General features: G+C 66.6%; 18 protein-coding genes. All 18 read left to right on the plus strand.

What is annotated here, in order from left to right:
* The first annotated feature begins 8 nt into the window (after positions 1–8).
* Positions 9–1,139: a deoxyguanosinetriphosphate triphosphohydrolase gene (locus VAR608DRAFT_RS21255; protein WP_088955861.1), complete on the plus strand. Its 1,131-nt coding sequence runs from the start codon at positions 9–11 to the stop codon at positions 1,137–1,139.
* Positions 1,136–2,401, plus strand: coding sequence for an MFS transporter (locus VAR608DRAFT_RS21260; protein ID WP_088955862.1), 1,266 nt, complete (start codon positions 1,136–1,138; stop codon positions 2,399–2,401). The genes VAR608DRAFT_RS21255 and VAR608DRAFT_RS21260 overlap by 4 nt, the downstream gene beginning before the upstream one ends.
* Positions 2,398–2,970, plus strand: coding sequence for a DUF1415 domain-containing protein (locus VAR608DRAFT_RS21265; RefSeq protein ID WP_088955863.1), 573 nt, complete (start codon positions 2,398–2,400; stop codon positions 2,968–2,970). Before VAR608DRAFT_RS21260 ends, VAR608DRAFT_RS21265 begins: the two co-directional genes overlap by 4 nt.
* Complete coding sequence (locus tag VAR608DRAFT_RS21270; RefSeq protein WP_231972913.1) at positions 2,967–3,827, plus strand: class I SAM-dependent methyltransferase; 861 nt, start codon at positions 2,967–2,969, stop codon at positions 3,825–3,827. Before VAR608DRAFT_RS21265 ends, VAR608DRAFT_RS21270 begins: the two co-directional genes overlap by 4 nt.
* A gap of 22 nt (positions 3,828–3,849) precedes the next feature.
* Positions 3,850–4,551 carry a transposase gene (locus VAR608DRAFT_RS21275; protein ID WP_088955865.1) on the plus strand — a complete coding sequence of 234 codons (702 nt, stop codon included), beginning with the start codon at positions 3,850–3,852 and terminating at the stop codon, positions 4,549–4,551.
* A 178-nt stretch (positions 4,552–4,729) separates the two neighbouring features.
* Positions 4,730–9,472, plus strand: a complete 4,743-nt coding sequence (locus tag VAR608DRAFT_RS21280; RefSeq protein WP_088955866.1) for a glutamate synthase-related protein — start codon at positions 4,730–4,732, stop codon at positions 9,470–9,472.
* A 167-nt stretch (positions 9,473–9,639) separates the two neighbouring features.
* Positions 9,640–11,118, plus strand: a complete 1,479-nt coding sequence (locus VAR608DRAFT_RS21285; protein ID WP_088955867.1) for a glutamate synthase subunit beta — start codon at positions 9,640–9,642, stop codon at positions 11,116–11,118.
* Between the two features lie 118 nt (positions 11,119–11,236).
* Complete coding sequence (locus tag VAR608DRAFT_RS21290) at positions 11,237–12,061, plus strand: ABC transporter ATP-binding protein (protein ID WP_088955868.1); 825 nt, start codon at positions 11,237–11,239, stop codon at positions 12,059–12,061.
* 115 nt (positions 12,062–12,176) lie between these two features.
* The gene (mlaE, locus tag VAR608DRAFT_RS21295; RefSeq protein ID WP_088955869.1) at positions 12,177–12,959 is read left to right on the plus strand and encodes a lipid asymmetry maintenance ABC transporter permease subunit MlaE; all 783 of its coding nucleotides are present in this window, start codon (positions 12,177–12,179) and stop codon (positions 12,957–12,959) included.
* A gap of 27 nt (positions 12,960–12,986) precedes the next feature.
* Complete coding sequence (mlaD, locus tag VAR608DRAFT_RS21300; protein ID WP_088955870.1) at positions 12,987–13,478, plus strand: outer membrane lipid asymmetry maintenance protein MlaD; 492 nt, start codon at positions 12,987–12,989, stop codon at positions 13,476–13,478.
* Positions 13,475–14,212 carry an MlaA family lipoprotein gene (locus VAR608DRAFT_RS21305; protein ID WP_088955871.1) on the plus strand — a complete coding sequence of 246 codons (738 nt, stop codon included), beginning with the start codon at positions 13,475–13,477 and terminating at the stop codon, positions 14,210–14,212. Before mlaD ends, VAR608DRAFT_RS21305 begins: the two co-directional genes overlap by 4 nt.
* 121 nt (positions 14,213–14,333) lie before the next feature.
* Positions 14,334–14,987, plus strand: a complete 654-nt coding sequence (locus VAR608DRAFT_RS21310) for an MlaC/ttg2D family ABC transporter substrate-binding protein (RefSeq protein WP_088955872.1) — start codon at positions 14,334–14,336, stop codon at positions 14,985–14,987.
* A gap of 7 nt (positions 14,988–14,994) precedes the next feature.
* Positions 14,995–15,267 carry an STAS domain-containing protein gene (locus VAR608DRAFT_RS21315; protein ID WP_088955873.1) on the plus strand — a complete coding sequence of 91 codons (273 nt, stop codon included), beginning with the start codon at positions 14,995–14,997 and terminating at the stop codon, positions 15,265–15,267.
* A gap of 34 nt (positions 15,268–15,301) precedes the next feature.
* Entirely contained in the window at positions 15,302–16,249 is a 948-nt protein-coding gene (locus VAR608DRAFT_RS21320) for an ABC transporter ATP-binding protein (protein ID WP_088955874.1), read from the plus strand.
* Positions 16,250–16,334: 85 nt separating this feature from the next.
* Positions 16,335–17,099, plus strand: a complete 765-nt coding sequence (locus VAR608DRAFT_RS21325; protein WP_088958898.1) for an ABC transporter permease — start codon at positions 16,335–16,337, stop codon at positions 17,097–17,099.
* A 27-nt stretch (positions 17,100–17,126) separates the two neighbouring features.
* Complete coding sequence (locus tag VAR608DRAFT_RS21330; protein ID WP_088955875.1) at positions 17,127–17,381, plus strand: BolA family protein; 255 nt, start codon at positions 17,127–17,129, stop codon at positions 17,379–17,381.
* A gap of 18 nt (positions 17,382–17,399) precedes the next feature.
* Complete coding sequence (murA, locus tag VAR608DRAFT_RS21335; protein WP_088955876.1) at positions 17,400–18,686, plus strand: UDP-N-acetylglucosamine 1-carboxyvinyltransferase; 1,287 nt, start codon at positions 17,400–17,402, stop codon at positions 18,684–18,686.
* Positions 18,683–19,324, plus strand: coding sequence for an ATP phosphoribosyltransferase (gene hisG / locus VAR608DRAFT_RS21340; RefSeq protein ID WP_088955877.1), 642 nt, complete (start codon positions 18,683–18,685; stop codon positions 19,322–19,324). Before murA ends, hisG begins: the two co-directional genes overlap by 4 nt.
* Positions 19,325–19,327: the final 3 nt, after the last annotated feature.

Genomic DNA, 19,327 nt, shown 5'->3' on the forward strand with positions numbered 1-19,327 from the left:
CGGCGCGGATGCGTCTTGCGCCTTACGCCAGCCATGCGTCGCTGTCGCGCGGGCGCAGGCATGCCGAAACGCCGGCTCCCACGCGCGACGCGTTCCAGCGCGATCGCGATCGCATCGTGCACTCGACCGCGTTCCGGCGCCTGGTCTACAAGACGCAGGTGTTCCTCAATCACGAGGGCGATCTGTTCCGGACCCGGCTGACGCATTCGCTCGAGGTGGCGCAGCTGGGCCGCTCGATCGCGCGGGCGCTGCGGCTGAACGAGGATCTGGTCGAGGCGATCGCGCTCGCGCACGATCTCGGGCACACGCCGTTCGGCCATGCTGGCCAGGATGCGCTCGACGCCTGCATGCAGGACCACGGCGGCTTCGAGCACAACCTGCAGAGCCTGCGGGTGGTGGATGAACTCGAGCACCGCTACCCCCGGTACGACGGGCTCAACCTCTGCTTCGAGACCCGCGAGGGCATCCTCAAGCACTGCTCCCGCGCGAACGCCGAGCGCCTCGAGGCGGCGGAGCCGGGCGGTGTGGCGCGCCGGTTCTGCGATCGCACGCAGCCCAGCCTGGAGGCGCAGCTGTGCAACCTCGCCGACGAGATCGCCTACAACGCACACGACATCGACGACGGCGTCAGGTCGGGGCTGCTCGATATCGAGCTCTTGGGCGAGCTCGGCCTGTTCGAGCGCTACCGAAGGGAGGTGCTGGCCGAATACCCGGCGCTTCACGGAAGGCGGGTGCTCTATGAAGCGATCCGGCGCATGCTCAGCGCGCAGGTGTACGACGTGATCGACGCCACGTCGGCGGCGATCCGGTCCGCCGCGCCTTCCGATGCGGAGGCGGTGCGGAAGGCGCAGCCGCTCGTCCTGTTCAGCGACACCATGCGCCGGGAATCGTCCGAGCTCAAGCGCTTCCTGTTTCGCAACCTGTACCGGCACCCGCGGGTCATGGCAACGACCGACCAGGCGAAGGACGTGGTCCGCGCCCTGTTCGATGCCTACCTCGCCGACGCGGTGCAGATGCCCGAACGCTACGCGCAGCGCACCGACCGGCAGCGCGCGGTGGCGGACTATATTGCAGGGATGACCGATCGTTTCGCGATCCGTGAATACGAGCGCCTGACCGGACGGCGGTGGATCGAATGAAAAGCGGCACCCACACCGGCGTCCATGTGCCCGGCGCCGCTCTGGCCGTCGTGACTGCTGGGGTTGCGGCGGCACTGCACATCGGCAAGCTGCCGCCGGCGGTGCCGGCCCTCCAGTCCGGACTCGGGATCGGCCTGGTCGAAGCGGGCTTCCTGCTCTCGCTGGTGCAGCTCGCGGGCATGGCCCTGGGCATCTTCGTCGGCCTGGCTGCGGACACGATCGGCCTGCGCCGGAGCATGCTTTCGGGGCTGGTGCTCGTTTCCCTTGCGAGCCTCCTGGGCGGCCTGGTCGGCATGTCGATGCACGACAAGGCCGAGGCGTTGCCGCTGCTTCTCGTGCTGCGCGCCCTCGAGGGCTTCGGTTTCCTCCTCGCGGCAATGCCCGGGCCGGGTCTGATCCGCACCGTGGTGCCGCCGAATGCGGAGAAGGCCGCCATGGGGCTCTGGGGAGCGTACATGCCTTTGGGGGTTGCCCTTGCCTTGCTCGCGGGACCGGCGTTCATTGCATGGTTCGACTGGCCGGGCTGGTGGTGGGCGGTCGCCCTTTTGTCCCTCACAGCCGCTGCATGGGTTGCATGGGTCGTGCCGAGTGACAAGGTGCGCGCGCGGGCCCCGAAGGGAACTGCCGAGGCATGGCAGAGACGCCTGCTTGAGACCGCTCGCGCCAGCGGCCCATGGACGCTCGCGCTCGCATTCGGCGTCTATTCGTCGCAGTGGATGGCGGTGATCGGATTTCTGCCGGCCATCTATGTCGATGCCGGCGTTGCGGGCAGCTGGACGGCCGCGCTGACGGCCTTTGCGGCAGCGACGAACATCGTCGGCAACGTGACGGGCGGCCGACTGCTGCAGCGCGGCGTCGCGCCGGACCGCCTGCTTCGCTGGGGCTTCGCCGTGATGGCGCTCGGCAGCGTCGCCGCCTTCGCGCAGATCGGTGCGCCAGAGGGCGCGCTCGGCCTCCCGCCGGCGCTGCGTTACCTGGCCGTGTGCATGTTCTCGCTCGCCGGGGGGATGGTGCCCGCCACCTTGTTCATGCTGGGCGTCCGGCTGGCGCCGGGGCCCGGGGCCGTCTCGACCACGATCGGCCTCATGCAGCAGGCGTCGTCGCTCGGCCAGTTCGTCGCGCCGCCGTTCGTCGCCTGGATTGCGCATCGGGCGGGCGGCTGGGAATGGACCTGGGTCGTGACCCTCGCCTGCTCGATGGTGGGTATCGCGCTGGCCGGCCGGCTGTCACCGGCCCTCCCGCGAGCGGGGACCGCATCATGAACGAGCCCTCGACCGTGACTGCCGAGCTGGCCGAAGCCGACACGCGCCGCTGGCTCGAGCGCGCCGTGATCGGGCTCAACCTGTGTCCGTTCGCGAAAGCCGTCCACGTCCGTGGACAGATCCACTATGCGGTGTACCTTCCATCCGACGCCGCCGAGTTGATCGAGGCCCTGCTCGCCGAGGCCCGGGCGCTCCACCACATCGGCGCCGCCGAAAGGGACACCACTCTGCTGATCGCACCCAATACCTTGGCCGACTTCTTCGATTTCAATGATTTCATCGGGCGGGCCGAACGGCGGCTCGCGCGCGAAGGTTTCGAGGGCGAACTCCAGTTGGCCAGCTTCCACCCGCATTTCCAGTTCGCCGGCACCGAAGCGGACGACATCACGAACGCGACCAACCGCGCGCCGTATCCCACGCTGCATCTGCTGCGCGAGGACAGCCTGGACCGTGCGGTCGAAGCTTTTCCGGATGCCGAGGAGATCTTCGGGCGCAACATGGAAAAGCTCGAGGCGCTGGGCGCCGACGGATGGGCGGCGCTCGACGTCGGTCCGGGAGCCGCGCGATGAGCAAGCTCGCCAAGTCCGCGAAGGCCGAGGCCGAGGTGCTGGGCGAACTGCGCCCTGGGCAATCGGTCGAGCTGCTCAAGGAACTGCACATCCTCACGCGCGAAGGCCGGCTCAACCAGGATTCGCGGCGCAAGCTCAAGCAGGTCTTGCACCTCTTCCAGTTCATCGAGAAGCTGCTGCTGGAGCTGCCCGGGGACGGTGCCGGCGCAACGCTGGCCGACCACGGCGCGGGCAAGTCGTATCTCGGATTCATCATCTACGACCTGTTCTTCCGCGCGCGCAGCGGGGGGCATGTGTATGGGATCGAGACGCGCGCCGATCTGGTCGACAAGTCGCGGGCGTTGGCCGAGCGCTTGCATTTCGAGCGCATGTCGTTCCTCAACCTGACCGTGGCCGAATCCGCGGACGCCGCCGAGCTGCCGGAGCGGATCGACGTGGTCACCGCCCTGCATGCCTGCGACACCGCCACGGACGACGCCATCGCCTTCGGCCTTGCCAAGCGGGCGCGCTTCATGGTGCTGGTGCCCTGCTGCCAGGCCGAGGTGGCCGCCTGCCTGCGCCAGAGCAAGGCGCTCGCGCTGTCGCGCACGCCGCTGGCCGAGTTGTGGCGGCACCCGCTGCATACGCGCGAGATCGGCAGCCAGCTCACCAACGTGCTGCGCTGCCTCTATCTCGAGGCCAACGGCTACCAGGTCACCGTCACCGAACTCGTGGGCTGGGAGCACAGCCTGAAGAACGAGCTCATCATCGCCCGCCACACCGGTCAGCGAAAAGCCAGTGCCGCGGCGAGGCTGCGCGAGCTGCTCGCCCAGTTCGGGCTCGAGTCGCTGATGGAGACGCGCTTCAGGCTGTCCTGAGCGACCCGCCGCTTCCTGCGCCATGGCCCGACTGCCCCGCCTCACGCTGGCCAACCAGCCGCACCACATCATCCAGCATGGCAACAACCGCCAGCCGATCTTCGTGGACCGCGTCGACCACGAAACGATGCTGGCCCTCTTGGGCGAGAACGCGCAACGCCACGGCGTGGCGCTTCATGCCTACGTGCAGATGGAGAACCACTTCCATCTGCTCGCCACCCCTTCGACCGTCGACGCGCTGCCGCAGTGGATGCAGGCCGTCGGACGCCGCTATGTTCGCTACTTCAACGACCGCCATGGCCGCACCGGCACGCTCTGGGAAGGGCGCTACAAGTCGACCCTGATCCAGACGGATCGCTACCTGCTGCCCTGCATGGTCTACATGGACCTCAATCCGGTGCGCGCCGGGCTGGTGGCCGATGTCCGCGACTACCCGTGGTCGAGCTATGGCCACTACGCGGGCTTGCGCCATGACAAGCTGCTGACGCCGCATCCGCGCTACTGGGCGCTCGGCAATACGCCGTTCGCGCGCGAAGCGGCCTACGCTGAGTTGGTGCGCGCGGGCATTTCCGACGCCGATCGGGCGCTGCTGACCGAGGGCGTTCTCCACGGCTGGGCGGTGGGAGACAGCCAGTTCCTCGAATCGTTACAAAAAACCACAGCGCGGCGCGTGCACAAGGCGCGTCCGGGGCGCCCGCGCGTTCATCGCAAGCACGGCGGCTAGATGGCGAAAATTTCCTTGCCTGAAAAGGACTTGTTGCTATCGTTTTTGATGTGTCCCCATTTAAATGTTGACCGAATGGGGTGAGATTTAATTTCAATCTGACCCCAATTAAACCGTTTGGCATTATTTGTGCAAAGCAATATGCTCCGTTTCCCTGCGAAAACTGAAGGAGCACGCCATGACGACGGCTGCCGAGATCGAGCATCTCCAACAACACGGTCTTTATTCCGCCGCTGACGAACACGACGCCTGCGGTGTCGGCTTCGTGGCCCACATCAAGGGCGAAAAAAGCCACGCCATCGTCGGCCAGGCGCTCAAGATTCTCGAGAATCTCGACCACCGCGGCGCAGTAGGCGCTGACAAACTCATGGGCGACGGCGCCGGCATCCTGATCCAGCTGCCCGATCTGCTCTACCGCGAGGAGATGGCGAAGCAGGGCGTCACCCTTCCTCCCCCGGGCGAATACGGCGTCGGCATGATCTTCCTGCCGAAGGAGCACGCCTCCCGCGAGGCCTGCGAGCAGGAACTCGAGCGCGCCGTCAAGGCCGAAGGCCAGGTGCTCCTGGGCTGGCGCGACGTGCCGGTGAACCACGAAATGCCGATGTCGCCGACGGTGCGCGCCAAGGAGCCGCTGCTGCGCCAGATCTTCATCGGCCGCGGCAACGACGTGATCGTGCAGGACGCGCTGGAGCGCAAGCTCTACGTGATCCGCAAGACCGCGAGCGCCAACATCCAGCGCCTGAAGCTCAAGCACAGCAAGGAGTACTACGTTCCGAGCATGTCGAGCCGCACGGTGGTCTACAAGGGCCTGCTGCTGGCCGACCAGGTCGGCACCTACTACCTCGACCTGCAGGACAAGCGCTGCGTCTCGGCGCTCGGCCTCGTGCATCAGCGCTTCTCGACCAACACCTTCCCCGAGTGGCCGCTGGCCCACCCGTACCGCTACGTCGCGCACAACGGCGAGATCAACACGGTCAAGGGCAACTACAACTGGATGAAGGCGCGCGAAGGCGTGATGTCCTCGCCGGTGTTGGGCGCCGACCTGCAGAAGCTCTATCCGATCAGCTTCGCCGGCCAGTCCGATACCGCGACCTTCGACAACTGCCTCGAGCTGCTCACGATGGCCGGCTATCCGATCAGCCAGGCCGTGATGATGATGATCCCCGAGCCGTGGGAGCAGCACGCCACCATGGACACGCGCCGCCGCGCGTTCTACGAATACCACGCCGCGATGCTGGAGCCGTGGGACGGCCCGGCCTCGATCGTCTTCACCGACGGCCGGCAGATCGGCGCCACGCTCGACCGCAACGGCCTGCGCCCCTCGCGCTACTGCGTGACCGACGACGACCTCGTCATCATGGGTTCCGAATCGGGCGTGCTGCCGGTTCCCGAGCAGAAGATCGTCCGCAAGTGGCGCCTGCAGCCCGGCAAGATGTTCCTGATCGACCTCGAGCAGGGCCGCATGATCGACGACGAGGAAGTCAAGGCCACCCTCGCGAACAGCAAGCCCTACAAGCAGTGGATCGAGAACCTGCGCATCAAGCTCGACAGCGTCGAGGCCGAGCCGGTGCAGCGCCTGGCCAGCCCTGTCAGCCTGCTCGACCGCCAGCAGGCCTTCGGCTACACGCAGGAAGACATCAAGTTCCTGATGAGCCCGATGGCCGCCGCAGGCGAGGAGGGCATCGGCTCCATGGGCAACGACAGCCCGCTGGCCGTGCTCTCGAACAAGAACAAGCTGCTCTACAACTACTTCAAGCAGCTGTTCGCGCAGGTGACGAACCCGCCGATCGACCCGATCCGCGAGGCGATCGTGATGTCGCTGGTGTCCTTCATCGGCCCGAAGCCGAACCTGCTGGACATCAACCAGGTCAACCCGCCGATGCGGCTCGAAGTGAGCCAGCCGATCCTCGACTTCGCCGACATGGCGAAGCTGCGCGACATCGGCAAGTACACGCAGGGCAAGTTCAAGAGCTACACGCTCGACATCACCTATCCGCTCGGGTGGGGCGAAGAGGGCGTCGAAGCCAAGCTCGCGTCGCTGTGCGCGGAAGCGGTCGACGCGATCAAGCTCGGCCACAACATCCTGATCGTGAGCGACCGCAACGTCGGCCCGGCGCAGATCGCGATTCCGGCGCTGCTCGCGCTGTCGGCCATCCACCAGTACCTGGTGCGTGAAGGCCTGCGCACCACCGCCGGCCTCGTGGTCGAGACGGGCTCCGCGCGCGAAGTGCATCACTTCGGCGTGCTGGCCGGGTACGGCGCGGAAGCGGTGCACCCGTACCTCGCGATGGAAACGCTGGCCGCGATGCACGAAGACCTCTCGGGCGACCTGAGCGCCGAGAAGGCTGTCTACAACTACGTCAAGGCGATCGGCAAGGGTCTGTCGAAGATCATGTCGAAGATGGGTGTCAGCACCTACATGAGCTACTGCGGCGCGCAGCTGTTCGAAGCCATCGGCCTCAACAGCGAGACGGTCGAGAAGTATTTCACCGGCACCGCGAGCCGGGTCGAGGGCATCGGCGTGTTCGACATCGCCGAGGAAGCGATCCGCATGCACAAGGCGGCGTTCAGCGACGACCCGGTGCTCGCGCACATGCTCGACGCCGGCGGCGAATACGCCTGGCGCACGCGCGGCGAAGAGCACATGTGGACGCCGGACGCCATCGCCAAGCTGCAGCACAGCACGCGCGCGAACAACTTCGGCACCTACAAGGAATACGCGCAGATCGTCAACGACCAGAGCCGCCGCCACCTCACGCTGCGCGGCCTGTTCGAGTTCAAGTTCGATCCGGCCAAGGCGATTCCGGTGGACGAGGTCGAGCCCGCGAGCGAGATCGTCAAGCGCTTCGCGACCGGCGCCATGTCGCTCGGCTCGATCAGCACCGAAGCGCACTCGACGCTGGCCGTGGCCATGAACCGCATCGGCGGCAAGAGCAACACCGGCGAAGGTGGCGAGGACCCGGCGCGCTATCGCAACGAGCTCAAGGGCATTCCGATCAAGACGGGCGACACGCTCAAGAGCGTGATCGGCACCGCGAACGTCGAAGTCGATCTGCCGCTCAAGGAAGGTGATTCGCTGCGCTCCAAGATCAAGCAGGTGGCCTCGGGCCGCTTCGGCGTCACGGCGGAATACCTGGCATCGGCCGACCAGCTCCAGATCAAGATGGCGCAGGGCGCGAAGCCCGGCGAAGGCGGCCAGTTGCCGGGCGGCAAGGTGTCGCAGTACATCGGCCAGCTGCGCTACTCGGTGCCGGGCGTCGGCCTGATCTCGCCGCCGCCGCACCACGACATCTATTCGATCGAGGACCTGGCCCAGCTGATCCACGACCTGAAGAACGTCGCGCCGCATGCGAGCGTGAGCGTCAAGCTGGTGAGCGAAGTGGGCGTCGGCACCATCGCCGCGGGCGTCGCCAAGTGCAAGAGCGACCACGTCGTGATCGCCGGCCATGATGGCGGCACGGGCGCTTCGCCCTGGTCGTCGATCAAGCACGCGGGCAGCCCGTGGGAAATCGGCCTGGCCGAGACCCAGCAGACGCTGGTGCTCAACCGCCTGCGCGGCCGCATCCGCGTGCAGGCCGACGGCCAGATGAAGACCGGCCGCGACGTCGCCATCGGCGCGCTGCTCGGCGCGGACGAGTTCGGCTTCGCGACCGCGCCGCTGGTCGTCGAGGGCTGCATCATGATGCGCAAGTGCCACCTCAACACCTGCCCGGTGGGCGTGGCCACGCAGGACCCGGTGCTGCGCAAGAAGTTCTCGGGCAAGCCCGAGCACGTGGTGAACTACTTCTTCTTCGTCGCCGAGGAAGTGCGCCAGATCATGGCGCAGCTCGGCGTGCGCAAGTTCGACGACCTCATCGGCCGCGCCGATCTGCTCGACACCCGCAAGGGCATCGAGCACTGGAAGGCACGCGGCCTCGACTTCAGCCGCCTGTTCGCGCAGCCGAACGTGCCGGCCGATGTGCCGCGCTTCCACGTCGAGGAGCAGGACCACGGTCTCGCGAAGAGCCTGGACAACAAGCTCATCGAGCGTTCGCGTCCCGCCATCGACAAGGGCGAGAAGGTGCAGTTCATCGAGGTCGCCCGCAACGTGAACCGCTCGGTCGGCGCGATGCTGTCGGGCGCGCTCACCAAGGTGCACCCGCAGGGCCTGCCGGACGATTCGATCCGCATCCAGCTCGAGGGCACGGGCGGCCAGTCCTTCGGCGCCTTCCTGGCGCGCGGCATCACGCTGTACCTGATCGGCGATGCCAACGACTACACCGGCAAGGGCCTCTCGGGTGGCCGCGTGGTGGTGCGTCCGAGCCTGGACTTCCGCGGCGAAGCGACGCGCAACACCATCGTCGGCAACACCGCGCTCTACGGCGCGACCACCGGCGAAGCCTACTTGTGCGGCGTGGCCGGCGAGCGCTTCGCGGTGCGTCTGTCGGGCGCCACGGCCGTGGTCGAAGGCACCGGCGACCATGGCTGCGAATACATGACCGGCGGCACGGTGGCGGTGCTCGGCAAGACCGGCCGCAACTTCGCGGCCGGCATGAGCGGCGGCGTCGCCTTCGTCTATGACGAGGACGGCCAGTTCGCCTCGCGCTGCAATCTCTCGATGGTGTCGCTCGACAAGGTCCTGACCTCGGCCGAGCAGACCGCGAGCGTGCATCGCAAGGTGTGGCACGACGGCGAGACCGACGAAGCGCGCCTGAAGAAGCTGCTCGAGGAACATCACCGCTGGACCGGCAGCAAGCGCGCGCGCGAGCTGCTGGACAACTGGGCGGTCGCACGCACCAAGTTCGTGAAGGTGTTCCCCAACGAATACAAGCGGGCGCTGGCCGAGATGCACGACCGCGAGGTCGAGCTCACGAGCAGCGGCAACAACGCGCATGCGGGCATGGAGCCCCATGCGGCCGTCAGCAAGCCAGTCACGGCTTAACCCGAGCAACAACACTTTCACGCTCCGTGCAAGCTTGCTGTCGGCGCTTTCTCTCCCTGCGGGGAGCACCGCGGAACCGGCTTTGCCGGGCTGCTGGTGCTGCCCCCGGATGGGGGGAGGCGGCTACACGAAGTGAGCAAGCAACGGGGGCGAACTAAGGAATCACGATGGGAAAGATCACCGGCTTCATGGAGCATGAACGTATCGAGGAGGGCTACCGGCCCGTCGAGGAACGGGTCAGGCACTACAAGGAGTTCGTCGTCGGCCTGGACGAGGCCCAGGCCAAGGTCCAGGGCGCGCGCTGCATGGACTGCGGCACGCCGTTCTGCAACAGCGGCTGCCCGGTCAACAACGTCATTCCGGATTTCAACGATCTGGTGTATCGCGCCGACTGGCAGAGCGCCTTCACGGTGCTCGATTCGACCAACAACTTTCCGGAGTTCACCGGCCGCATCTGCCCCGCGCCCTGCGAGGCGGCCTGCGTGCTCAACGTGAACGACGACGCGGTCGGCATCAAGTCGATCGAGCACGCGATCATCGATCGCGCCTGGGACGAAGGCTGGGTCGCAGCGCGGCCCGCGAAGCACAAGAGCGGCAAGAAGGTCGCGGTGGTCGGTTCCGGCCCGGCCGGCATGGCGGCTGCCCAGCAGCTCGCGCGCGTCGGCCATGACGTGACGCTGTTCGAGAAGAACGATCGCATCGGCGGCCTGCTGCGCTACGGCATCCCCGACTTCAAGATGGAGAAGTCGCACATCGATCGCCGCGTGGAGCAGATGAAGGCCGAGGGCGTCACCTTCCGCACCGGCGTGATGGTCGGCGCCGCGAAGGATCCGCTCGGCAAGGGCTCCAAGGTCACGAACTGGTCCAAGGAGACCGTCACGCCCGATGAGCTCCAGAAGGAGTTCGACGCCATCGTGCTGACCGGCGGCGCCGAGCAGTCGCGCGACCTGCCGGTGCCGGGCCGCGACCTCGACGGCATCCATTTCGCGATGGAGTTCCTGCCGCAGCAGAACAAGCTCAATGCCGGCGACAAGGTCAAGGGCCAGCTGCGCGCCGACGGCAAGCACGTGATCGTCATCGGCGGCGGCGACACCGGCTCCGACTGCGTGGGCACCAGCAACCGCCATGGCGCGGCCAGCGTCACGCAGTTCGAACTGCTGCCGCAGCCGCCCGAGGAAGAGAACCGTCCGCTGACCTGGCCCTACTGGCCGTACAAGCTCAGGACCAGCTCCAGCCACGAAGAAGGCTGCGAGCGCGAATTCGCGATCTCGACCAAGGAATTCATCGGCGAGAAGGGCAAGGTCACCGGCCTGAAGACCGTCCGCGTCGAGTGGAAGGACGGCAAGATGGTCGAAGTCCCGGGCAGCGAGCAGGTGCTCAAGGCGGACTTCGTGCTCCTCGCGATGGGCTTCGTGAGCCCGGTGGCGAGCGTACTGGATGCATTCGGCGTCGACAAGGACGCGCGCGGCAACGCCCGTGCCAGCGTCGATTTCATCGGCGGCTATGCGACCAACGTGCCGAAGGTGTTCGCCGCCGGCGACATCCGCCGCGGCCAGTCGCTGGTCGTCTGGGCCATTCGCGAAGGCCGCCAGGCCGCGCGCTCGGTGGATGAATTCCTGATGGGATTCAGCGATCTGCCGCGCTGAGGCTGTTGTTGGGGTGGTACGCCCGGGAAGCGCGCCGGCGGGGCCGGGCGCAGGCTTCCCGTATCATTGGGTTACCGCGAGCCGGGATGTCGAAAGACGCCCCGGCTTTTTCATTGCCATGGACCCAACACCAGATTCATCGCTCGTCGAGTTCCGTCACGTCGCCTTCGGCTACGACTCGCGCGCGATCCTCAATGACGTCTCCTTCGCCGTCCCGCGCGGAAAGGTCACCGCGCTGATGGGCGCATCCGGCGGCGGCAAGACCACGGTCCTGCGCCTCGTCGGCGGCCAGCTTCGGGCGCAACGCGGCGAGGTGCTCGTGAACGGCCAGGACGTCGGCAAGCTCGATACCGCGGGACTCTACGCGGCGCGGCGCCGCATGGGCATGCTTTTCCAGTTCGGCGCGCTCTTCACCGACATGAGCGTGTTCGACAACGTGGCCTTTCCGCTGCGCGAGCACACGAACCTGTCCGAATCGCTCGTTCGTGACATCGTACTCATGAAGCTCGACGCCGTCGGCCTGCGCGGTGCGCGCGAGCTGATGCCCAGCGAGGTTTCGGGCGGCATGGCGCGCCGCGTGGCGCTTGCGCGTGCGATCGCGCTGGATCCGGACCTGGTCATGTACGACGAGCCCTTCGCGGGCCTCGATCCGATCTCGCTGGGCACCGCTGCGCGCCTGATCCGGCAACTCAACGACACGCTGGGGTTGACGAGCGTCATCGTCTCGCACGATCTCGAAGAGACCTTCCGCATCGCCGATCACGTGATCATCCTTGCCAACGGCGGCATCGCGGCGCAGGGGCGCCCGGATGACGTGCGCCGCAGCGACGATCCGCTGGTGCACCAGTTCGTCAATGCCCTGCCTGAAGGGCCGGTTCATTTCCACTATCCGGCCATGACGGTGGAGGACGACTTCGGCAACAGCCACGGAGGGCGGGCATGAGCCGCCCGGCCGCTCCGAAGGCGAATACCGAAGCGCTGCTGCGCGAAGGTACTCCAATGAGCCGCCGGGCCGCCCCAAGGCGAATACCGCAGCGCTGCTGCGCGGAGGTTAGCCAATGAGCTGGTACCGGCCATCGGATGTGGGCTTCGCCGTGCGCAGCAAGCTCGCGGACCTTGGCGTGGGGGCGCGACTGTTCCTGCGCCTCTTCATCGGCGGCATGCGCAGTTTCCGCCGTTTCGGGCTGGTGCGCGACCAGATCCACTTCCTCGGCAACTACTCGCTCGCGATCATCGCGGTGTCTGGCCTGTTCGTGGGCTTCGTGCTCGGCCTGCAGGGCTACTACACGCTGCAGCGCTACGGATCGTCGGAGGCGCTGGGCCTGCTGGTGGCGCTGAGTCTGGTGCGCGAATTGGGCCCGGTGGTCGCGGCGCTGCTGTTCGCCGGCCGCGCCGGCACCTCGCTCACCGCCGAGATCGGCCTGATGAAGGCCGGCGAGCAACTGAGCGCGATGGAGATGATGGCGGTCGATCCGGTGCAGCGCATCCTGGCGCCGCGGTTCTGGGGTGGCGTGATCACCATGCCGCTGCTCGCCGCCGTCTTCAGCGCGGTGGGCGTGCTGGGCGGCTATGTGGTCGGGGTGCTGATGCTGGGCGTCGACCCCGGCGCGTTCTGGGGGCAGATGCAGGGCGGCGTCGATGTGTGGCGCGACGTGGGCAACGGCGTGGTCAAGAGCGTCGTCTTCGGCCTGACCGTCACGTTCATTGCGCTGCTCGAAGGCTATGAATCGCAGCCGACCCCCGAAGGCGTCTCGCGCGCCACGACGCGCACGGTCGTGGTGGCGTCGCTCGCGGTGCTGGGCCTCGACTTCATGCTGACCGCCATGATGTTCAGCATCTAGAGAAACGATCAGAGGAGAGTGCAAGAAATGCAACGTTCCAACAAAGACATCTGGGTCGGCCTGTTCGTGCTGATCGGCGCCGTGGCGCTGCTGTTCCTCGCGCTCCAGTCCGCAAATCTGCTGAGCCTGAACTTCCAGAAGACGTACGCGGTGACCGCCCGCTTCGACAACATCGGCGGCCTGAAGCCGCAGACCGCGGTCAAGAGCGCAGGCGTCGTGGTCGGGCGCGTCGAGTCGATCGGGTTCGACGACAAGAACTTCCAGGCCAACGTCACGCTGGCGCTGCAAAGCCGCTACAGCTTTCCGAAGGACAGCTCCCTCAAGATCCTGACCAGCGGCCTGCTCGGCGAGCAGTACATCGGCATCGAGGCGGGCGCCGACGAGAAGAACCTGCAGCCGGGCGACGTCATCACCGCAACCCAGTCTGCCGTCGTGCTCGAGAACCTCATCGGACAGTTCCTCTACAGCAAGGCAGCCGAGGGAGGCAGCAGTCCGCAGGGCAACGCCAACAAGAAATGAAACCAAGATCATCCTTCGCTGCGCGTTTCGCCGGCGTGTCTGCCGCGCGCGCGGCCTCGTCCGTCGCCGCCCTCGTGCTGGTCACGGGTTGCGCTACGGGCCCGAACGCCAATCCGGCGGATCCGCTGGAGCCGCTGAACCGGCAGGTCGCGCGCTTCAACGACACGGTCGATGACGCAGTGCTGCGTCCGGTCGCCACGATCTACCAGCGCGTGCTGCCCTCACCAGTGCGCACGGGCGTCAACAACTTCTTCGGCAACCTCTCGGACATCTGGAGCTTCGTCAACAGCGCCCTGCAGCTGAAGCTGCAGGACAGCGCGCAGACCTTCGCGCGCGTGAACGTCAACACCTTCTTCGGTCTGGGCGGCCTGCTCGACATCGCCACCGAGGCCGGCCTGGACCGCCACAGCGAGGACTTCGGTCAGACGCTCGGCCGGTGGGGCGTTCCGAGCGGCCCGTATCTGGTGCTGCCGCTGCTCGGCCCCTCGACCCTGCGCGACACGGCCGCGCTGCCGCTGGACTTCCGGGGTGATGCACTCAGCTACGTCAACAACATTCCGGTGCGCAACTCACTCATTGCGCTGCGGCTGGTGGATCTGCGGTCCAACCTGCTGCGGGCCAGCCAGCTGCTCGAGGACGCGGCGCTCGATCGGTATACGTTCACACGCGATGCTTTCCTACAGCGTCGTCGGAGCGAAGTGTACGAAGGCAACCTGCCCGACGAAGAAAAATGAGGCCGCACGCGCGCTTGCATTCGGTTGCGGCGGCTTACCTGCCGGAGGAACCCCGACGGCTAAGTTGTCTCCAACCGCTCGCGTGAGCGTTCTTGTGACTTGAAAAACAGGGAAATTCCAGATGAATCAGATTCTTCAACGCCGTACCTTTGGGCGTTTTGCGCTGGCCGGCCTGCTGCTGGCCGGTGCTGCGGTCGCCTTCGTGCGCCCGGCGCACGCTGCCGACGAGACGCCGGATGCGCTCGTCAAGCGCATCTCCGTCGACGTGCTCGACACCATCAAGGCCGACAAGTCCATCAAGGCCGGCGACGTCAACAAGATCATGGCGCTGGTCGACTCCAAGATCATGCCGCACGTCAATTTCCAGCGCATGACGGCTTCCGCAGTGGGTCCGGCCTGGCGCCAGGCGACGCCGGAGCAGCAAAAGCGGCTCGAGGAAGAGTTCAAGACACTCCTGGTGCGCACCTACGCGGGTGCGCTCAGCCAGGTCAGCGATCAGACCGTCAGCGTACGGCCCTTCCGCGGATCTCCGGACGAGAAGGAAGTGCTCGTCCGAACCGAAGTCCGCGGCAACGGCGATCCGGTGCAACTCGACTACCGCCTCGAAAGGACGCCTGGTGACGGGGAGGGCTGGAAGATCTACAACATCAACGTCCTTGGCGTGTGGCTGGTCGATACCTACCGCAGCCAGTTCGCGCAGCAGATCAACACCAGCGGCATCGACGGCCTGATCTCAGCCCTCGCTGCGCGCAACAAGTCCAACGCCAAGGGCTGACCGGGTCATGCTGGTCCTGCCGCCGAAGTTGACCCACGACGAGGCCTCCGCCTGTGTGTACATGCTCCAGCGGGGGCTGGCCGGCCAGACCGGCAGCGCAACGGTCGTCGACGCCACGGCGCTCACTCACTTCGATTCCTCGGCGCTGGCGGTGCTGCTCGAGTGCCGGCGCGAGTCCGCCGCGCTCGGGCGCGGCTTCGCAGTGAAGGGGCTCCCGTCGCGCCTGCGCGAGCTTGCATCGCTGTACGGCGTGGCCGGCCTTTTACCTGCCGCGCCATAGAAAAAGCGTCTGCCCCGTAAAATCGTGGGTTCCCATGCCTGCGATTTCGTTTCAATCGGTCTCGAAGACCTATCCTCCATCGCGCCAGCAACGGGCCCAGGGAAAACCGGGCCTGCGCGCTGTCGACAACGTGAGTTTCGAGATCGAGGAGGGCGAATTCTTCGGCCTTCTGGGCCCGAATGGCGCCGGGAAGACCACCCTGATCAGCATGCTCGCCGGCCTTTCGCGTCCCAGCGCGGGCACGATCGCGGTGCACGGCTTCGACGTTCAGCGCGAATATGGCCGGGCCCGCCGCCAGCTCGGCATCGTGCCGCAGGAACTGGTCTTCGATCCGTTCTTCAACGTGCGCGAGACCTTGCGCATCCAGTCCGGCTATTTCGGCATCAGCAACAACGACGACTGGATCGACGAACTCCTGCACAGCCTGGGCCTGGCGGACAAGGCGAGCGCCAACATGCGGCAGCTCTCCGGCGGCATGAAGCGCCGCGTGCTCGTCGCGCAGGCGCTGGTGCACAAGCCGCCGGTGATCGTGCTCGACGAGCCGACCGCGGGCGTCGACGTCGAGCTGCGGCAGACTCTCTGGCAGTTCGTCGCCAAGCTCAACAAGCAGGGCAGCACGGTGCTGCTCACCACGCACTATCTGGAAGAGGCGGAGGCGCTGTGCCATCGCATCGCGATGCTGAAGCTGGGCCGCGTGATCGCGCTCGACCGCACGAGCGAGCTGCTGCGCTCGGCGGCGAGCAACGTCCTTCGCTTCAAGACCGACGACATGCTGCCCTGGTCGATCGCGCAGCATGCGCGCGTCACCGGCCGAATTGTTCAACTGCCGGCACAGAACGCGCACGAGGTCGAGCAACTGCTGGCGGCCATCCGTGAAGCGGGACTCGACGTCGAGGATGTCGAAATGCGCAAGGCCGATCTGGAAGACGTCTTCATCGACCTGATGGCCGGGGAACAGACGCCGTTGGAGGTTGCCAGATGAGCGCAGCGCCGGGCCGCCCCAAGCAAGCTCGCACCCCCTCGGGGGGCAGCGAGGACACGAAGTGCCGAGCGAGGGGGCTCCAATGATGGTCAATGCGCTGGGCTGGCGCGCTCTGCTGTACAAGGAGATCCTGCGCTTCTGGAAGGTCGGCCTGCAGACCGTCGGTGCGCCCGTGCTCACCGCGCTGCTCTACCTGATGGTCTTCGGGCATGTGCTCGAGGACCACGTCAAGGTCTACGGGACCGTGAGCTACACGGCCTTCCTGGTGCCGGGCCTCGTGATGATGAGCGTGCTGCAGAACGCCTTCGCCAACAGCTCGTCGTCGATCATCCAGAGCAAGATCATGGGCAGCCTGGTGTTCGTGCTGCTCACGCCGCTGTCGCACTGGGGCTGGTTCCTGGCCTACGTCGGCTCGTCGGTCGTGCGCGGGCTGGCGGTCGGGCTCGGCGTCTTCGTGGTGACGGCGCTCTTCGCGATGCCGGGCTTCGTCGCGCCGTGGTGGATCATCGTCTTCGCCTTCCTGGGGGCCGCGATCCTCGGCACGCTGGGGCTGATCGCCGGACTCTGGGCCGAGAAGTTCGACCAGATGGCGGTGTTCCAGAACTTCCTGATCATGCCGATGACCTTCCTCTCGGGCGTCTTCTATTCGATCGGATCGCTGCCGCCCTTCTGGCAGACCGTGAGCCACCTGAACCCGTTCTTCTACATGATCGACGGCTTCCGCTTCGGCTTCTTCGGCGTGAGCGACGTGTCGCCGTGGCTGAGCCTGGCGATCGTCGGCGCCGCCTGGCTGGTCGTGAGCGCCATCGCCGTGCATCTCTTGCGCATCGGCTACAAGATTCGCGGATGAACCCGCACCTTCGTTCCTACTGACATCATGACCGCGGAAGAACTCCAATCGATCATTTCGGCGGGCCTCGCCTGCGAGCACATCACGCTCGAGGGCGACGGACGCCATTGGTACGCAACCATCGTCTCCCCCGCGTTCGAGGGCAAGCGCGCGATCCAGCGCCATCAGCTCGTCTACTCGACCCTGGGTGCCAAAATGCACACCGACGAGGTGCATGCGCTCTCGATGAAAACCTACACGCCCGCCGAGTGGGCGAAGCAGACTTCTTCGCCCTCCCTCTAGACCTCCGCTGGATTCTTCATGGACAAACTTCTGATTCGCGGCGGGCGTACGCTTCGCGGCGAAGTACGCATTTCCGGCGCCAAGAACGCCGCCCTGCCCGAACTGTGCGCGGCGCTCCTGACCGACCAGCCGGTGACACTGCACAACGTGCCCCGGCTGAAGGACGTCGAGACCATGCTCAAGCTGGTCCACAACATGGGCGTGGCGGCCGAGCGCGACGACAACGGGACGGTGCGCATCAATGCGCGCTCGCTCGAAGTGCCCGAGGCGCCGTACGAGCTGGTCAAGACCATGCGCGCGTCGGTGCTCGCACTCGGGCCGCTGATCGCCCGCTTCGGGCGCGCCAAGGTCTCGCTGCCCGGTGGCTGCGCGATCGGATCGCGGCCGGTCGACCAGCACATCAAGGGCCTGCAGGCGATGGGTGCCGAGATCGTGGTCGAGCACGGCTACATGATCGCGAGCCTCGGCGGTGGCCGCAAGCGCCTGCACGGTGCGCGCATCACGACCGACATGGTGACCGTCACCGGCACCGAGAACTTCCTGATGGCGGCCGCGCTGGCCGAAGGCGAGACGGTGCTCGAGAACGCCGCCCAGGAGCCCGAGATCACCGACCTGGCCGAGATGCTGATCGCGATGGGCGCGAAGATCGAAGGCCATGGCACCAGCCGCATCCGCATCCAGGGCGTGGAAAAGCTCGGCGGCTGCACGCACCAGGTGGTGGCGGACCGCATCGAGGCGGGCACTTTCCTGTGCGCCGTGGCGGCCACCGGCGGTGATGTCTTCCTGAAACATGGCCGTGCCGATCATCTCGACGCCGTGATCGAAAAGCTGCTCGCCGCCGGCGCCGAAGTGACGGCCGCCGAGGACGGCATCCGCGTGCGCAGCCAGGGCCGCCTCAAGGCCCAGAGCTTCCGTACGACCGAGTACCCGGGCTTCCCGACCGACATGCAGGCCCAGTTCATGGCGCTCAACGTGATCGCCGACGGCACGTCGACGGTGACCGAGACGATCTTCGAGAACCGCTTCATGCACGTCGACGAAATGCTGCGCCTCGGCGCGCGCATCCAGACCGACGGCAAGGTGGCGGTGATCGAAGGCGGTTCGCAGCTGTCGGGCGCGACCGTGATGGCGACCGACCTGCGCGCATCCGCCAGCCTGGTGATCGCCGGGCTCGTGGCCGATGGCGAAACGCTGGTCGACCGGATCTACCACCTCGATCGCGGCTACGACCGCATGGAATCGAAGCTGCGCGGCATCGGGGCCGACATCGAGCGCGTGGCCGGTCCTGCCGAGGTGCAGCCATGATCACGCTCGCGCTCTCGAAGGGGCGGATCTTCGAGGAGACCATGCCCCTGCTCGCCGCGGCGGGCATCGAGGTGACGGAAGATCCCGAAAAGTCCCGCAAGCTCATCCTGGCGACGACCCGGCCGGACGTTCGCGTCGTGCTGGTGCGCGCCTCGGATGTGCCGACCTACGTGCAGTACGGCGGCGCGGACCTGGGCGTGACCGGGCTCGACGTGCTGCTCGAACACGGAAACCAGGGCCTGTACCAGCCGCTCGACCTGCGCATCGCCGCCTGCCGCCTCAGCGTCGCGGTGCGCGCAGACTACGACTACGCCTCGGCCGTGAAGCAGGGTTCGCGCATCAAGGTGGCGACCAAGTACGTGGGCCTGGCCCGCGACTTCTTCGCCAGCAAGGGCGTGCACGTCGACCTGATCAAGCTCTACGGCAGCATGGAGCTGGCGCCGTTGACCGGGCTCGCGGACGCCATCGTCGACCTGGTCTCGACCGGCAATACCCTCAGGGCCAACCACCTGGTCGAGGTCGAGCGCATCATGGACATCAGCGCGCGGCTGGTCGTCAACCAGGCGGCGCTCAAGCTCAAGCGCGAAGCGATCCGGCGCATCGTCGACGCGTTCGAGTCGGCCATTCCTTCCTCGTGACCT

Origin of the sequence: Variovorax sp. HW608 (assembly GCF_900090195.1) — a bacterium.
Classification (GTDB): domain Bacteria; phylum Pseudomonadota; class Gammaproteobacteria; order Burkholderiales; family Burkholderiaceae_C; genus Variovorax.

Excerpts from the sequence above, each read along its gene's own strand:
- VAR608DRAFT_RS21255 (WP_088955861.1), top strand. The coding sequence starts at position 9 with ATGCGTCTTGCGCCTTACGCCAGCCATGCGTCGCTGTCGCGCGGGCGC.
- VAR608DRAFT_RS21260 (WP_088955862.1), top strand. The coding sequence starts at position 1,136 with ATGAAAAGCGGCACCCACACCGGCGTCCATGTGCCCGGCGCCGCTCTG.
- VAR608DRAFT_RS21265 (WP_088955863.1), top strand. The coding sequence starts at position 2,398 with ATGAACGAGCCCTCGACCGTGACTGCCGAGCTGGCCGAAGCCGACACG.
- VAR608DRAFT_RS21270 (WP_231972913.1), top strand. The coding sequence starts at position 2,967 with ATGAGCAAGCTCGCCAAGTCCGCGAAGGCCGAGGCCGAGGTGCTGGGC.
- VAR608DRAFT_RS21275 (WP_088955865.1), top strand. The coding sequence starts at position 3,850 with ATGGCCCGACTGCCCCGCCTCACGCTGGCCAACCAGCCGCACCACATC.
- VAR608DRAFT_RS21280 (WP_088955866.1), top strand. The coding sequence starts at position 4,730 with ATGACGACGGCTGCCGAGATCGAGCATCTCCAACAACACGGTCTTTAT.
- VAR608DRAFT_RS21285 (WP_088955867.1), top strand. The coding sequence starts at position 9,640 with ATGGGAAAGATCACCGGCTTCATGGAGCATGAACGTATCGAGGAGGGC.
- VAR608DRAFT_RS21290 (WP_088955868.1), top strand. The coding sequence starts at position 11,237 with ATGGACCCAACACCAGATTCATCGCTCGTCGAGTTCCGTCACGTCGCC.
- mlaE (WP_088955869.1), top strand. The coding sequence starts at position 12,177 with ATGAGCTGGTACCGGCCATCGGATGTGGGCTTCGCCGTGCGCAGCAAG.
- mlaD (WP_088955870.1), top strand. The coding sequence starts at position 12,987 with ATGCAACGTTCCAACAAAGACATCTGGGTCGGCCTGTTCGTGCTGATC.
- VAR608DRAFT_RS21305 (WP_088955871.1), top strand. The coding sequence starts at position 13,475 with ATGAAACCAAGATCATCCTTCGCTGCGCGTTTCGCCGGCGTGTCTGCC.
- VAR608DRAFT_RS21310 (WP_088955872.1), top strand. The coding sequence starts at position 14,334 with ATGAATCAGATTCTTCAACGCCGTACCTTTGGGCGTTTTGCGCTGGCC.
- VAR608DRAFT_RS21315 (WP_088955873.1), top strand. The coding sequence starts at position 14,995 with ATGCTGGTCCTGCCGCCGAAGTTGACCCACGACGAGGCCTCCGCCTGT.
- VAR608DRAFT_RS21320 (WP_088955874.1), top strand. The coding sequence starts at position 15,302 with ATGCCTGCGATTTCGTTTCAATCGGTCTCGAAGACCTATCCTCCATCG.
- VAR608DRAFT_RS21325 (WP_088958898.1), top strand. The coding sequence starts at position 16,335 with ATGGTCAATGCGCTGGGCTGGCGCGCTCTGCTGTACAAGGAGATCCTG.
- VAR608DRAFT_RS21330 (WP_088955875.1), top strand. The coding sequence starts at position 17,127 with ATGACCGCGGAAGAACTCCAATCGATCATTTCGGCGGGCCTCGCCTGC.
- murA (WP_088955876.1), top strand. The coding sequence starts at position 17,400 with ATGGACAAACTTCTGATTCGCGGCGGGCGTACGCTTCGCGGCGAAGTA.
- hisG (WP_088955877.1), top strand. The coding sequence starts at position 18,683 with ATGATCACGCTCGCGCTCTCGAAGGGGCGGATCTTCGAGGAGACCATG.